At 73.1% G+C, this 14070-nt stretch carries 11 protein-coding genes; 1 reads left to right on the top strand and 10 read right to left on the bottom strand.

Going from position 1 to position 14070, the window contains the following annotated elements; translation table 11 throughout:
• Nucleotides 1–38: 38 nt before the first annotated feature.
• From ACFC1F_RS14615 to ACFC1F_RS14600, 4 genes are all read right to left on the bottom strand, one after another.
• Complete coding sequence (locus tag ACFC1F_RS14615; protein ID WP_376158336.1) at nt 39–818, bottom strand: response regulator; 780 nt, start codon at nt 816–818, stop codon at nt 39–41.
• Complete coding sequence (locus tag ACFC1F_RS14610; RefSeq protein ID WP_307853355.1) at nt 788–1954, bottom strand: histidine kinase; 1167 nt, start codon at nt 1952–1954, stop codon at nt 788–790. The genes ACFC1F_RS14615 and ACFC1F_RS14610 overlap by 31 nt, the downstream gene beginning before the upstream one ends.
• Before the next feature lie 127 nt (nt 1955–2081).
• Nucleotides 2082–2552, bottom strand: coding sequence for a CcdC protein domain-containing protein (locus ACFC1F_RS14605; protein ID WP_209415399.1), 471 nt, complete (start codon nt 2550–2552; stop codon nt 2082–2084).
• 203 nt (nt 2553–2755) lie between these two features.
• Nucleotides 2756–4867 carry a type IIA DNA topoisomerase subunit B gene (locus tag ACFC1F_RS14600; RefSeq protein ID WP_209415400.1) on the bottom strand — a complete coding sequence of 704 codons (2112 nt, stop codon included), beginning with the start codon at nt 4865–4867 and terminating at the stop codon, nt 2756–2758.
• Between the two features lie 579 nt (nt 4868–5446).
• On the opposite strand from ACFC1F_RS14600, the gene ACFC1F_RS14595 reads away from it, so the two are divergent.
• Nucleotides 5447–5680 carry a hypothetical protein gene (locus ACFC1F_RS14595; RefSeq protein ID WP_209415401.1) on the top strand — a complete coding sequence of 78 codons (234 nt, stop codon included), beginning with the start codon at nt 5447–5449 and terminating at the stop codon, nt 5678–5680.
• A 199-nt stretch (nt 5681–5879) separates the two neighbouring features.
• On the opposite strand, the gene ACFC1F_RS14590 is transcribed toward ACFC1F_RS14595, so the two are convergent.
• The 6 genes from ACFC1F_RS14590 to ACFC1F_RS14565 all read right to left on the bottom strand — a co-directional run bounded on the left by ACFC1F_RS14590 (nt 5880) and on the right by ACFC1F_RS14565 (nt 14016).
• Nucleotides 5880–6686: a trypsin-like serine protease gene (locus tag ACFC1F_RS14590; protein ID WP_376158366.1), complete on the bottom strand. Its 807-nt coding sequence runs from the start codon at nt 6684–6686 to the stop codon at nt 5880–5882.
• A 529-nt stretch (nt 6687–7215) separates the two neighbouring features.
• Nucleotides 7216–8850 carry an RNA polymerase sigma factor gene (locus ACFC1F_RS14585; RefSeq protein ID WP_376158332.1) on the bottom strand — a complete coding sequence of 545 codons (1635 nt, stop codon included), beginning with the start codon at nt 8848–8850 and terminating at the stop codon, nt 7216–7218.
• Nucleotides 8851–9313: 463 nt separating this feature from the next.
• A complete protein-coding gene (locus ACFC1F_RS14580; RefSeq protein ID WP_376158330.1) occupies nt 9314–10192 on the bottom strand; it encodes a FadR/GntR family transcriptional regulator in 879 nt (292 codons plus the stop codon).
• Between the two features lie 199 nt (nt 10193–10391).
• Nucleotides 10392–11297, bottom strand: a complete 906-nt coding sequence (locus ACFC1F_RS14575; RefSeq protein ID WP_376158328.1) for a hypothetical protein — start codon at nt 11295–11297, stop codon at nt 10392–10394.
• Between the two features lie 3 nt (nt 11298–11300).
• Nucleotides 11301–13031, bottom strand: a complete 1731-nt coding sequence (locus ACFC1F_RS14570; protein ID WP_376158325.1) for an ATP-binding cassette domain-containing protein — start codon at nt 13029–13031, stop codon at nt 11301–11303.
• A 226-nt stretch (nt 13032–13257) separates the two neighbouring features.
• Nucleotides 13258–14016: an NUDIX domain-containing protein gene (locus tag ACFC1F_RS14565; protein ID WP_209415406.1), complete on the bottom strand. Its 759-nt coding sequence runs from the start codon at nt 14014–14016 to the stop codon at nt 13258–13260.
• Nucleotides 14017–14070: the final 54 nt, after the last annotated feature.

Genomic DNA, 14070 nt, shown 5'->3' with positions numbered 1-14070 from the left:
CGATGAGGTGATCGATGATCCGACAGACACTCATCGCACTACTGCTGCGTACCGGTGATCCCGTGTCGGAAGGCGTACGCGACCGCCTGCGCCCTGTCCCGGACGGCGGTCTTGGCGAACAGGTTGTTGATGTGGGTCTTCACCGTGGCCGGGCTGACGAACAGCCGCCGGGCGATCTCGGTGTTGGAGAGCCCGTCGGCGATCAGCGCCAGCACCTCGGCCTCACGGGCGGTCAGCCCGTCCGGCAGCTCGCCCGTGGGCGCCGCCGAGGACGCCGCTCGGCCCGGCGCGGGCCGGGTCGGGGACGAGCCCGGGGAGGGACTCGTGCCGGGAGCAGCAGTCGGGGCGGGCCCGGCCGTGGGGGCCGCGTCCGCCAGGCGTTCCAGCAGCCGCAGCTGCACCTGCGGTGAGAGCCCCGCCGCGCCCGAGCGGACGTCCGTGATGGCCCGGGCGATCTCCTCGCCGCCGGCGTCCTTGGTCAGGTAGCCGCGCGCCCCGGCCTGCAACGCGGGGAACAGCGAGTCGTCGTCGGCGTAGGTGGTGAGCACCACCACCTCGGTCTCCGGGTGGGCGGACCGGATCCGGCGGGTCGCCTCGACGCCGTCGCAGCGGGGCATCCGCAGGTCCATCAGGACCACGTCGGGGTGGTGCCGCTCCACCAGGGCGACGGCCTCCTCGCCGTCGGCGGCGGCGGCGACCACCTCGATCCCCGGCAGCAGCCCGAGCAGCATGACGATGCCCTCGCGCACCACCGTCTGGTCGTCCGCGACGACCACGCGGACCGGGCTCACGCCGGCACCCTCAGCAGCACGCGCCATCCTCCCTCGTCCGGGCCCGCCAGCAGGGTGCCGCCGAGCAGTTCCGCGCGTTCGCGCATCCCCAGCAGACCGTACCCGCTGCCGCTGGCCGCCAGCTCCCCGGCCGACTCACCGCGCGCCGGGCGGGTGTTGCGCACCTCCAGCTCCACCTCCTCCGGCAGGTAGCGCAGTTCGACGGTGCAGCGTGCGCCGGAGGCGTGCTTGCGCACGTTGGTCAGCGCCTCCTGCGCCGTGCGCCGCACGGCGAGCCCTGCCTCGGCCGCGAGCGGACGCGGCGTGCCGATGACCGAGAGGACGGCCCGCTCACGCCCCGTCAGCTCCACGAGGAACTCCCCGACCGGGGTGAACTCGCCCCGCAACGCGGAGAGTGCCTGCCGGGTTTCGGCCAGCCCGTCCTGCGCCATCCGCCGGGCGGCCACGACCCGTTCGCGGACCTGCGCCCGGTCGGTGCCGGCGTCCAGCATCAGCCGGGCCGCCTCCAGGTGGACGAGCTGCGCGGAGAGGCTGTGGGCGAGCACGTCGTGGATCTCCCGGGCGATCCTGGCCCGTTCGGCGAGCGCCGCGGTCTCCGCCTCGGCGGCCCGGGCCGCGCGCTCCTGGGTGAGGAGCCGGCGGGCGGTGCCTCGCGCCTCGGTGTCCAGCCGCAGCAGGTAGCCGAGCAGGGTGAGCCCTCCGACCGTGGCCAGGACGCTCAGCCAGCTCGCCCAGCTCGCCACCGCGTACGAGACGAGCGCGACCACGGCCGTGACCAGTGCGACGGCGGGCGGCAGCCGGACCAGCGCGGTGACCGCCAGGCCGGACCAGACGAAGTCGGCCAGCAGGTACGCCCGCCCCCAGTTGGCCAGCCAGGCACTGGCGATCAGCGAGGCGGAGAGGACGACGGTGGGCCGCAGCCGCTGTTCGCGGCTGGTCCACAGGAAGGCCGCCGCCTGGGCGACGCACGCGACCAGCCCGCCCCCGGCCGCCACGGCGCTCCAGCCGTCGTACCTGCCGTTGGAGTACGTCCCCAGGACGAGCGTGACGAGCAGCACGATCCGGCCGATGGCCGTGAGGGCGCGCCGCGCCGGGCTCTCGGCCTCGCGCTCCAGCCCCTCCCGGGACGGCCAGCGGGTCCAGCTCCACCCGGGCGCGGGCACGGGCACCTCCATCGGGGCACTTGGGTTCGTTTCCGGGCCGCATCCGGGCCGTTTCCGGGCCCGGGCGCCCACGGCTCCCGGGAGGAACGGCCCCGAAGGCGCGGCTCCCGGGAACCGGTCGGCGAGGTCAGTAGTACGCGGGCTCCAGGTGCCGCGCCCTCCAGTTCACCACGAGCGTCCTGACCAGCAGCAGCACCGCCAGGCCGAGCAGCAGCGCGCTGCCGCTCTGGCGGATGTGCAGCGCCGCGCCGGCCCCGAACAGGCCGATCCGGATGGCGAGCATGCCCGCCCAGGCCGCCGCCGTGGCCTGGGTGCCCTGCGCCCAGACCGCGCCGTCCGCGTCCTTCCAGAGCCGGACGGTCCAGCCCCAGACGGATCCCATCGCGAGGACCAGCAGCAGCGAGACGGCGAGCAGGGCGACGGCGGCGCCCTGGTGAGCACGGTCGATCATCTGTGGATCGCGCAGCGCGACCACCGCGAGGATCAGTGGCAGCAGCCAGAAGCGTCGTTCGGTCTCCAGGCGGCGCGCCTGCATCTGGCGGCCGATCACCAGTGCCATCACCGCGATGACCACGAGGATGTTGACGAGGCCGGTCATCGGTCTCTCCGTTCCGGCGGAAGGGGCTGGCTGACCTCTCCGACGCTACGGATCCGGCGCCGTCCGCTGATCGGAGCCGGGGTGGACCGGGGGTGGACCCGCCAGCACGAAGGCCCTCCACCCACGGGTGGAGGGCCTCGCCGCGGAACGGGCCGCCCAGGCGCCGAACAGCCCGGACGTCGAACAGCCCGGGGGCGGACGACTCAGGCGTCGATGCGCGAGCGGTCCAGGGTGGCCGCCGAGTCCACGATGAACTCCTTGCGCGGGGCGACGTCGTTGCCCATCAGCAGGTCGAAGATCCTCTCGGCCTGTTCGAGGTCGCCCAGGTTGATCCGGCGCAGCGTGCGGTGGCGCGGGTCCATGGTCGTCTCGGCCAGCTGGTCGGCGTCCATCTCGCCGAGGCCCTTGTACCGCTGCACCGGGTCCTTCCAGCGCAGGCCCTTGCGCTGGAACTCCAGCACGGTGGAGCGCAGCTCGGCGTCGGAGTAGGTGTAGTGGTACTTCTCCTGACCGCGCTTGGGGTTGACGAGCTCGATCCGGTGCAGCGGCGGCACCGCGGCGAAGACCCGGCCCTGCTCGACCATGGGCCGCATGTACCGCTGGAAGAGCGTCAGCAGCAGGCAGCGGATGTGCGAGCCGTCGACGTCGGCGTCGGCCATGAAGATGACCCGGCCGTAGCGGGCCTGGTCGATGTCGAAGGTGCGGCCCGAACCGGCCCCTATCACCTGGATGATCGCGGCGCACTCGGCGTTCTTGAGCATGTCGCTCACGGACGCCTTCTGGACGTTGAGGATCTTGCCGCGGATCGGCAGCAGGGCCTGGAACTCGGAGTTGCGGGCCAGCTTGGCGGTGCCGAGCGCCGAGTCGCCCTCGACGATGAAGAGTTCGCTGCGGTCGACGTCGTCGCTGCGGCAGTCGGCCAGCTTGGCCGGCAGCGAGCTGGTCTCCAGCGCGGTCTTCCGGCGCTGGGCCTCCTTGTGCTGGCGGGCGGCGACCCGGGTGCGGGCGGCGGCGACGACCTTCTCCATCACGGCTCGCGCCTGGAGCTTCTCGTCCTTCTTGGCGGAGGTCAGGAAGGCCTTGAGCTCCTTGGCGACCACGGCGGCGACGATCCGGTTGGCCGCCGAGGTGCCCAGCACCTCCTTGGTCTGGCCCTCGAACTGCGGCTCGGCGAGCCGGACGGTGACCACCGCGGTGAGGCCCTCGGTGGCGTCGTCCTTGGTGATGTCGTCCTCCGCGACGCGCAGCAGCTTGCTCGCGCGGAGCGCCTCGTTGACCGTCTTGGCGAGCGAGCGCTCGAAGCCGGTGATGTGGGTGCCGCCCTTGGGGGTGGCGATGATGTTGACGAAGGAGCGCAGCGTGGTGTCGTAGCCGGCGCCCCAGCGCAGCGCGATGTCCACGCCGAGGTGGCGGGTGACCTCGGTGGGCGTCATGTGGCCGAGCTCGTCCAGGACGGGGACGGTCTCCTTGAAGGTGCCCTCGCCGCGCAGCCGCAGGACGTCGCAGACCGGCTTGTCGGGCGCGAGGAACTCACAGAACTCGGCGATGCCGCCGTCGTAGCGGAAGGTCGACTCCTCGACCTTGTCGCTCTCGGTCAGGCGCTCGTCACGGACGACGATGGTCAGCCCGGGGACGAGGAAGGCGGTCTGCCGGGCCCGGCTGTGCAGGTGCTCCAGCGAGAGCCGGGCGTCCTTGAGGAAGATCTGCCGGTCGGCCCAGTAGCGGATCCGGGTTCCGGTGCGGGTCTTGGGGACCTTGCGGGCCTTGGTGAGGCCGTTGGCCGGCTCGAAGGGGGCGTCCGGGCTGGTCTCGGTGAAGATGCCGGGGGTGCCGCGGCGGAAGCTGATCGCGTGGGTGTGGCCGTTGCGGTCGACCTCGACGTCGAGGCGGGCGGAGAGCGCGTTGACGACGGAGGCGCCGACGCCGTGCAGACCGCCGGAGGCCGCGTAGGAACCGCCGCCGAACTTGCCGCCGGCGTGCAGCTTGGTCATCACGACCTCGACGCCGGACAGCCCGGTCTTGGGCTCCACGTCGACCGGGATCCCGCGGCCGTTGTCGCGCACCTCCACGGAGGAGTCGTCGTGCAGGACGACGTCGATCCGGTCGCAGTGGCCGCCCAGCGCCTCGTCGACGGAGTTGTCGATGATCTCCCAGAGGCAGTGCATCAGGCCGCGGCTGTCGGTCGAGCCGATGTACATGCCCGGCCGCTTGCGAACCGCCTCCAGGCCCTCCAGGACGAGCAGGTGCCGAGCGGTGTAGTTGGAACCGTCGTCGCCGGCCAGCAGTGCGGACGGCACGGTCGTTTCGGCACTCACGCGGCACTCTCCTCGGTGAAGTTCTGTCTCATCGGTCACATCCGACCCGGCCCTGTCCGGCCCGGCCGGCTCCGGGGTGGCATCCGGCCGCAGCCGGACCGTCCGCCAGTGCAGCACACCACACCGACAGCCGTTCCCCTGCGTGTGCGCGCCCTTCCGCCGAGTGCGCAGCACGGCGGGCGGGGCCCGCGCAGCTTGTACGCGCTGCGCGAACAAGCTCCGCGCCGGACGACGGACGCCGGAGCGCCATCTCCTCCCGGTACCACCGGTCCTGGCGGATCGTGGGACCGGGCGCAGGCTCCGGAACTGCCGTTATGCAGGCTACCGGGGCCTGAGACGGGGCTTATGCTCCAACCCAGCAGAGGATTATGCTACGCGGACCTCGCACCCGATCCCGATCGGGCGTTCGAGCCCGAGGCGGATCCTGGGATTCGGTACGCATGAACCACCGGCCCCCGGGGCACGTCCTCATCAACACAGCAGAATCCTCAAAGAAGAAAAGCCACGAGCGGGAACGTTTTCGGCCTGGTTGGATGTTGACCCTGGTACGACAGCTCGTCGAGCTAGAGAAGAGGCGACGTGACTACTGTTCTGACACCTGCGAGCCCGCTCACCGCGGCTGACCGCTGCGACCGCTGCGGCGCCCAGGCCTACCTGCGCGTCGTACTCGCCAGCGGCGGAGAGCTGCTCTTCTGCGCCCACCACGGCCGGAAGTTCGAGCCTGAGCTCAAGAAGATCGCCGTGGAGATACAGGACGAGAGCGGCCGTCTCAGCAACACCACCACTGCCACGGCCAGCGACGAAGAGCGCTGAGTCCAGGCGCCACAGCAGCAACCAGCGACGAGCTGTGTCCGGCCGCGCACCGCGCGCGACCGGTGAGCCGGGCGACGGGCCCCCTTTCCGGGGCCGGTCGCCCGGCTCTGCTGTGCTGTGCCCACCGCTCCCGGTGGTCACGCCGTCACCGGTGCTCCCGCCCGGCCCGGCGACGCGGCGTCAGAAAGTGACCCGGCAGCTACAGTACGGAGCGCACCGCGTCCGAGACCGAGCCGATCCTGGTGTAGACGCCCGGGTGTGCCGCCTCCGCGCAGCCCGTGCCCCAGGAGACCAGCCCGGCCAGCCGGCCCGCGACGACCAGCGGGCCCCCACTGTCCCCCTGGCAGGCGTCCTTGCCGCCCTTCTCCTCCGCGGCGCAGACCATGCCGCGGGCGTCGAACCGCCCGTCCGGCCCGCCCGGGTAGGCCTGCGCGCAGGTCTGGTCCGGGATGATCGGCACGTCGACGCCGCGCAGCACCGGTGAGTAGTTCCCCGTCCCGGCGGTGTCCCCCCAGCCGTAGACCTGTGCCCTGGTCCCCGGCTGGTACGGCGCGGTCTCGCCCTGGCCCACCAGGTCGATCACCGGCCTGGCGCCCTGCGACTCGGTGAGCGTGACCACCGCCACGTCGTTCATGTTGGCGGCGAAGGCGTAGTCGGGGTGGATCCAGACCGACTGGACGTCCACCTCACGGCCGACCGAGCCGCGCAGATCGTCCCGTCCGACCAGCACTTTGAGGCCCGGCCGGTCCACCCGCTGGCCCTTGGCCTCGTCGTAGAAGCAGTGCGCCGCCGTCACCACCTTGGTCGGGGTGACCAGCGCGCCACCGCAGAACTGCCCGGACCGGCCGGTGCCGAACTGCTGGCGGCTGGCCAGCGCCACCATCCACGGGTGGTCGGCGGTGGTCGCGACGGCCCCGCCGACGATCCGGCCCTGGGCCCGGGCCGGGGCGGCCGCCGGGCCCAACGCGACCAGCGGCGCGGGCAGCGCCGCGAGCAGGGCCAGCACGGCGGCCCGGTGGCGCACCAACCGGGCGCCCGGGCGTGCCGGTGTCGGGGCGGCGGTCGACAGATCCGCGCGGTCCGGGTTGGGCAGCACCGTGTCTCCAGTTGGCTCGGCAGCAGGCAACCGGCACAGCGTAGGTGATCGACTACGCCCTGCGACCGGTTCCCGCCGCGCCGCCACCCGGACGAGCGACAACCGCCACCCGGACGCTGACGCACCCGGCCCCCGGCTTGCGGGGGGAGCCCGGAGGTGCACTTCCGGGCTCCGGGCAGGGCCAGGGCGGGAGTCCGGCAGGGCCGGGGCGGCCAGGGCGGGGTTCCCGCAGGGCCGGGACGGGTTGCAGACGGCGCCAGGGCAGGCTTCGGGCGGGATTCGGGCGGGATTCGGGCGGGATTCAGAGCGCTCGGGCAGGGTTTCGGGCGGGGTTTCCTGCGGCGCCCGGCAGGACGGTGGGCCCGGTGGGCACGCGAAGAGGCCCGGAGCGGTGTGCTCCGGGCCTCTTCCTCAGGGCTTCCGCCCCGGATTCTGCCGATCAGTCCAGGTAGTCGCGCAGCACCTGGGAGCGCGACGGGTGGCGCAGCTTCGACATGGTCTTGGACTCGATCTGGCGGATGCGCTCACGGGTGACCCCGTAAACCTTGCCGATCTCGTCCAGCGTCTTCGGCTGACCGTCCGTCAGGCCGAAGCGCATCGACACCACGCCCGCCTCGCGCTCGGACAGGGTGTCCAGCACCGAGTGCAGCTGCTCCTGGAGCAGGGTGAAGGAGACCGCGTCGGCCGGCACGACCGCCTCGGAGTCCTCGATCAGGTCACCGAACTCGCTGTCGCCGTCCTCGCCCAGCGGGGTGTGCAGCGAGATGGGCTCGCGGCCGTACTTCTGGACCTCGATGACCTTCTCGGGGGTCATGTCGAGTTCCTTGGCCAGCTCCTCCGGGGTGGGCTCGCGGCCCAGGTCCTGGAGCATCTGGCGCTGGACGCGGGCCAGCTTGTTGATGACCTCGACCATGTGCACCGGGATACGGATGGTGCGGGCCTGGTCGGCCATCGCGCGGGTGATCGCCTGGCGGATCCACCACGTGGCGTACGTGGAGAACTTGTAGCCCTTGGTGTAGTCGAACTTCTCGACCGCACGGATCAGACCGAGGTTGCCCTCCTGGATCAGGTCCAGGAAGAGCATGCCGCGGCCGGTGTAGCGCTTGGCCAGCGAGACCACGAGGCGGAGGTTGGCCTCCAGCAGGTGGTTCTTGGCGCGGCGGCCGTCCTCGGCGATGATCTCCAGCTCGCGCTTGAGCTTGGGGGCCAGCTTGTCGGCGGCCGAGAGCTTGTCCTCGGCGAACAGGCCGGCCTCGATGCGCTTGGCGAGCTCGACCTCCTGCTCGGCGTTGAGCAGCGGGACCTTGCCGATCTGCTTCAGGTAGTCCTTGACCGGGTCCGCGGTGGCACCGGCGACGGCGACCTGCTGGGCCGGGGCGTCGTCCTCGTCGTCGTCGGAGAGCACGAAGCCCTGCGACTCCTCCTCGGGCTCGGCCTCCTCGCCCGCCTTGTCGCCGGGCAGGGCGACGTCCTCGAGCAGCTCCTCCTCGCCGATGAGCTCCTCGTCGCCCTTGCCCGCCTTGCCGGAGGCGGTCTTCTTGGCAGGGGCGGCGGTCTTCTTGGCCGCGGCCTTCTTGGCGGGGGCCGCCTTCTTCGCCACGGCCGCCTTCACCTCGGTGACGACCGTGGTCGTCTCCCCGGCGGTGATGTCGGCGGACACCGTGCTGACCGAGGCCGCGGCGGCCACGACCGCCGGAGCGGCGACGGGGGCACCGGGCGCGATCCGCACGGGCGGCTTGGTCGGGGCGGCGGGGGCAGCCGGGTTCCGGGTGGTGACCGCCTTGGTGGCGGTGCGCTTGGTGGGGCTCTTGGCAGCGACGCTCTTGCGCTTGGCGCCGGCCGGTTCGGCCGCGCTGACCATGAGATCCACCCCCTCCTCAATCAGCACCTGGTTGAGGCTGCGCATGACGTTCTTCCACTTGGTGACCGGGATCTGGTCCGCCTCGAACGCCTGGCGCACGTCGTCACCGGCGATCTGCCCCTGGGCCTTGCCCCGCTCGATGAGCGCCAGCAGAGCCGCGGACTCGGCGATCTCGGGGGGAAGTGAACGGGATGTGCTGGCCGACACGAACAACCTCTCGGACGATGAGTGGACTCGAACCCGTACCGGCCGCCCGAGCGGGCGGGGAAGGAAATCGCGCGTCAGGCACGCGGTGTCGATTCCGACCGACTCGGGCTTGAGGACTGGGTTTGCAGGACGGCAGCAGCGCCGCAGACCAACACAGCATTCTGACATGTTGGGGTATTCCGGAGCTGCTTCCGCTCTGGAGACATCGCTGCTACTCGTCAAGTGTTACGCATGGCCTTCGTGTCGCGGGTCACACCGTTCGGCGCCCGCGACCCGGGGCCGGCTTCCATCATCGCGCACTCGCGCCGAAGTCGGTTGGCATGGGCAGGACATGTCGGCGTGGCGGGAGTCCGGAGGGCCGGGCGGGCGGGTGCGCGACCCGGCACGGAAGGGCCCTCCGACCGCGCCGTGGGGTGCAGCCGGAGGGCCATGGGTTCGCCGGGGTCGCCCGGTCGCCAGGTGGGGCGGCTCAGTGCTCCCGGGGGGCCGGGACGGACGGCTCGATCTCCGGGTGGACGGTGAGCAGCGCCCGCATCGCGGCCTCGCCCGCCGTGCCGTCGCCGGTGCCGAGCGCGTCGACCAGCCGGGCGTGCAGGCTGACCGAGGCCTCGGAGGGCCGCTCGCAGGAGGTGGCCGGACCGCCGGACACCTGGAGCGCACCGGAGACGATCCCGGAGAGGTGCTCCAGCATCCGGTTGCCGGCCATCTGCAGGACGAGGACGTGCAGCTCGGCGTCGGCCCGCGAGAAGGTGGCCAGGTCGGCCTGGCCGGCGGCGTGGCCCATGATCTCGATCAGCTCGACCAGCCGCTGCTGGACGTCCTCCCGGCCGTGGCCGGCGGCGAGCCGGGCGGCCAGCGGCTCGATCGCCCAGCGGAGCTCGAACAGCTCCCGGCGCTGCTCGTCGCGCTGCGGGCCGAAGGCGCGCCACTCGATGATGTCCGGGTCGAGCAGGTTCCAGTCGCCGACCGGGCGGACCCGGGTGCCGACGTTCGGCCGGGCGCTGACCAGGCCCTTGGCCTCCAGCACGCGCAGCGACTCGCGGACCACGGTGCGGGAGACCTCGAACCGCTGGCCGATCTCCTCGGGGACGAGCGGGCGGTCGGCACCGAGGTCACCCGAGACGATCATCTGGCCGAGCTGCTGCACCAGCTGGCCGTGCAGACCGCGGCCGCGGCTGCTGGTGGTCTTGCGGCCGACCCGGGCCAGGTCCGACTCGGCGCCCTCCCAGCGGGGCGCCGGCGGGATCGGCCGGTCGGCGTACGAGAAGCGGTCCAGGTCGCCGGAGCCGGGGACGGCCCCGTCGGCGGAACGGGCGGGGGTCATGGTGGGGTGCGCAAGGGTACTCACAGGTCCTTTGTCGGCGATCGGCGGGCCCAGCTTGAGGATTCTCGTGAAAAGCACACGAAAGGGTGATCGACCGTGACTGGATAATTGACTTCTTATCAGGAAGAACCGCTCATCACGGTCACTGCTGGTCGATCTTGGCAGACCGTCAGCAACGGCCCCGCCCCGGCGGGGCGGCCGGGGCGGGACGTTCCGGAGGGGCTCAGAGCGCGCGGCGACGCGCCTGGACCAGGAGGGCGGCGAGCAGTAGCACCACCGCGGGCGCCGCCACCGCCGCCAGCAGCGCGGGATCGGTCAGTGCCGACCCGCCCGCCGCAACCCGGCGGTCCCCGCCGTACACCCATCCGTACGCCCACTCGATGCCGGACTGGAACGGCAGCAGCTCCGCCGCGCGGGTCGGCCAGGCCGTCCCCGTCTGCCGCAGCAGCAGCGCCACAGCGGACTCCAGCAGCGGCGGCAGCGCGCAGAGCAGCAGCACACCGGCCGCGGCGCTGCGGGTCAGCGAGGCCGTCAGCACGCCCGTCCAGCCCGCCACGACCACCAGTGCGACGAAGGCCAGCAGGGCGGCCGGCACCCCGTGACCGGCCACGAGCGCCGCCGGGGCCAGCGCCCCCGGGAGGTCGGCGAACCCGGTCAGGCCCGCCGAGTCGAACGCCTCGGACACCCGGTCCGAGAGCGCCGCCGGGTCCGACCAGGCGGCCACCGCCACCCCCGCCGGCAGGGCGAGGTGCACGGCCACCACGTCGACCAGCAGCGTAGCCAGCGCCAGCAGCCCCACCACCGGGGCGATCACCACCAGCTTGGCCAGCAGCAGCCGCACCCGGCGCAGGTACGACACCTGCGAGGCCGGCAGCCCCGGGTGGCGCACCTCGTGCCCGTACGAGAGCGCGCCCAGCACACCGGCGCCGAGCGCCGCGAACGGCAGCGGGATCAGCGGGACGGTCGCCGTGAGCAGCCGGACGCCGGCCGGACCGGCCAGCGCACCCGCCGGCGCCTGTGCGGCCAGCACGGCGGCCACGACGGCGTCGCAGAGCAGCACCGTGGCGAGGAGCAACCAGGTGGAACGGAGGCCGCGCAGCCGGCGCAGCTCGTAGGCCAGGGCACGCACGGTTCACTCGCTCCGGTGGTCGGGGGTGGGCGTCTGGGCGGGGGTGTCGGTGGGGGTGGGGGTGGGTGCGGGTGCAGGGGCGGGGTCGGACGTGGGGGCGGGCATGCGTGCGGGGGCGGTTGCCGGGTCCAGGCGGCCGAGGCGGATCGTGTCGGCGGTCAGCAGGTCCCCTGCGGCGGCGGACTCCTCGCGCCGGTCGCGGGGCTCGGCGCCGGCCTGGCCGCCGCCGCCGCCCGACCGGACCAGCCCGTTGAGGCCGTCCCGGAAGAGACGGTCCACGGCGACGGTCGGGGAGGGCTCCAGAAGGCCGGCCAGGTCGCCCAGGTCGCCCTGGTCGTCCTGGCCAGGGGTCTCGCGCCCGGTGGGCGGGGTGGTCCGGGCCGTCCGGGTCATCCGGGTCATTCGGGTCATCCGGGCCACCACCGACAGTGCGGTCGCGGCGGAGGCGCTGTCGGGGTTGTCGGGGCTGTCGGGGTTGTCGGCGGAGGTGCTGTCGACGGGGGTGGCCGGGCCCGGGGAGACCGGGCCCGGGGTGGCGGGCAGTGCGAGGGCGGGGAGCGCGACGCCGACCGGTGTCTCGGCACTGGGCTGGGGCACCTGGGCCTGTCCGCCCCGCCGCTCCGGTTCCGGTACCGGTACCGGTACCGGCCCGGGCTCCTGGTCCACGGTCGCCGGACGCATCGCCCGGGTGGCCGCCGCCTGACCCGCCATCTGCTCGTCGACCGCCCGGCGGGCCTTCACCGGGCGCTTCCTGACCGGACGGTCGGACACGGAATCGGCCGGAGGACGGCCGTCCGCCGCCTGGACGTGGAGGCGACCGGAGCGGCCCGAGGACACGGGCAGTGTGGCGCGGGGCGCGGGCTGCTCCACCACCCGGTCGGCGAGTTCGTGCAGCAGGATGCCGTGCTGGTAGGCGAGTTCACCGATCTCGGTACGGCCGATCCCCGACACCGCGAGGCCCGCCCCGCCGTCCCGTCTCACCTGCGCGCCCTGGCCGGCCAGGAGATCGGCAAGACGGGCCATCTGCGGCCCGCGCACCGCCACCTCGGGGCTGAGCCGGGTCCGGCGGAACTCCGTCACCGGCTGGTCGGCCACCATCCGGCCCTGGTCGAGCGTGATCACCCGGTCCGCGAGCTGGGCGGCCTCCTGCGGGGTGCGGGTGGTCACCAGGACCGTCCCGCCCGCCACGCCGAACGAGCGCAGGAAGGAGTGGAACCACTCCACGTTGCGCGGCGACAGGCCCTCGGTGGGAGCGTCGAGGAGGAGGGTCCCCGGGTCTCCGAGCAAGGCGGTGGCGAGCGCCAGCCGACGGTGCATGCCGGGCGAGAAGGTGCGGAGCCGCTGCCCAGCGACGGTGGCGAGCCGGGTCTGCTCCAGCAGTTCGTCGGCCCGCCGGGCGGGGGCTCCGACGGCAGCCGCCAGCATCCGCAGGTGGCTGTGCGCCCTTCGGCCCGGGTGCCCCGCGACGGACCCCTCAGCTCCGCCCGGACCGGGCAGCAGCACGCCGACCTCGCGCTCAGGGCGCCGCAGTCGGCGGTAGGTGCGGCCGCCGAAGAGCGTGACGCCCCGGCCGCGTTCGAGTTCGAGCATCAGCCGCAGTGCAGTGGACTTGCCGGCGTCCTCGGGGCCGAGCAACGCCGTCACCACTCCCGGGCGGGCGTCGAAGGTCAGATCGAGCACCGCCGGCGGCCCGCCTCTGCGGTAGACCTTGGTCAGTCCGGTGATCTGGATCATCGCTGGCTGCTCCCATGCCCTCGGCCGACCTGCGTCCCTGCGTGACGCGGGGTCGCGCGCGCGACCCCGCGCCAGCACATTAGGGGGCCACCGTGGCGATTCCGGGCATTACGGGAGCGGCGCGGGCCCGGGGGCCACACACCTCACCCGATCAGGGGACAATCCGATCCTGCGACGGGCCGTCGGCCGACGGGGGGAAGACCCCCGAGCCGTCTCGCCGCCCCGCTCAGGAGTCCGGGCGCAGCATCGGCGGGTTGAGCACGGTCGCCCCGCCGGCGGTGAACAGCTGGGCCGGGCGGCCACCCTGACGTGTCGTCGTACCGCCGGAGGGCAGCAGGAAGCCGGGGGTGCCGGTGACCTTGCGATGGAAGTTCCGGGGGTCCAGCACCACGCCCCACACGGCCTCGTAGACGCGGCGCAGCTCGCCGACGGTGAACTCCGGCGAGCAGAAGGCGGTGGCCAGCGAGGAGTACTCGATCTTGGAACGGGCGCGCTCGACGCCGTCGGCAAGGATCAGCCCGTGGTCGAAGGCGAGCGGGACCTCGTCCGCCGGGTTCTTTCCGAGCAGTTCGGTGACGGGCGCCCAGCGGGCGCTGCTGGCGTCGCCGCCGGCGCGCGGGGTCGGCAGGTCCGGGGCCAGGACCAGGTACGCGACGCTGACCACCCGCATCCGGGGGTCACGCTGCGGGTGACCGTAGGTCGCGAGCTGCTCCAGGTGGGCGCCGGCCGTGCCGGGGGTCGCCGCGTCGTGCCCGGGGGCGGAGTAGGCGCGCAGGCCGGTCTCCTCCGCCAGCTCCCGGGAGGCCGCCTCGGCCAGGCCCTCGTCCGGACGGACGAAGCCACCGGGCAGCGCCCAGTAGCCCTGAAAGGGGGGCTCGCCCCGTCGGACCAGCAAGGCACACAGCGCGTGGTCCCGCACCGTCAGCACCACCAGGTCAACCGTGACAGCGAACGGGGGGAAGGCCGACGGGTCATAACGCGACATGGCGACGATCATAGTCGTCTCTCTGACGATAAGCACAGGCCCGTGCACGGACCG

Source organism: Kitasatospora sp. NPDC056181 (genome assembly GCF_042266225.1).
Classification (GTDB): Bacteria; Actinomycetota; Actinomycetes; order Streptomycetales; family Streptomycetaceae; genus Kitasatospora.
The sequence above is the reverse complement of the archived record's forward strand: the minus strand, read 5'-3'. Positions and strand labels throughout refer to the sequence as shown.

Coding starts and splice junctions, on each gene's coding strand:
- ACFC1F_RS14570 (WP_376158325.1), bottom strand. CDS start 13,031: ATGATCCAGATCACCGGACTGACCAAGGTCTACCGCAGAGGCGGGCCG.
- ACFC1F_RS14615 (WP_376158336.1), bottom strand. CDS start 818: ATGGCGCGTGCTGCTGAGGGTGCCGGCGTGAGCCCGGTCCGCGTGGTC.
- ACFC1F_RS14565 (WP_209415406.1), bottom strand. CDS start 14,016: ATGTCGCGTTATGACCCGTCGGCCTTCCCCCCGTTCGCTGTCACGGTT.
- ACFC1F_RS14605 (WP_209415399.1), bottom strand. CDS start 2,552: ATGACCGGCCTCGTCAACATCCTCGTGGTCATCGCGGTGATGGCACTG.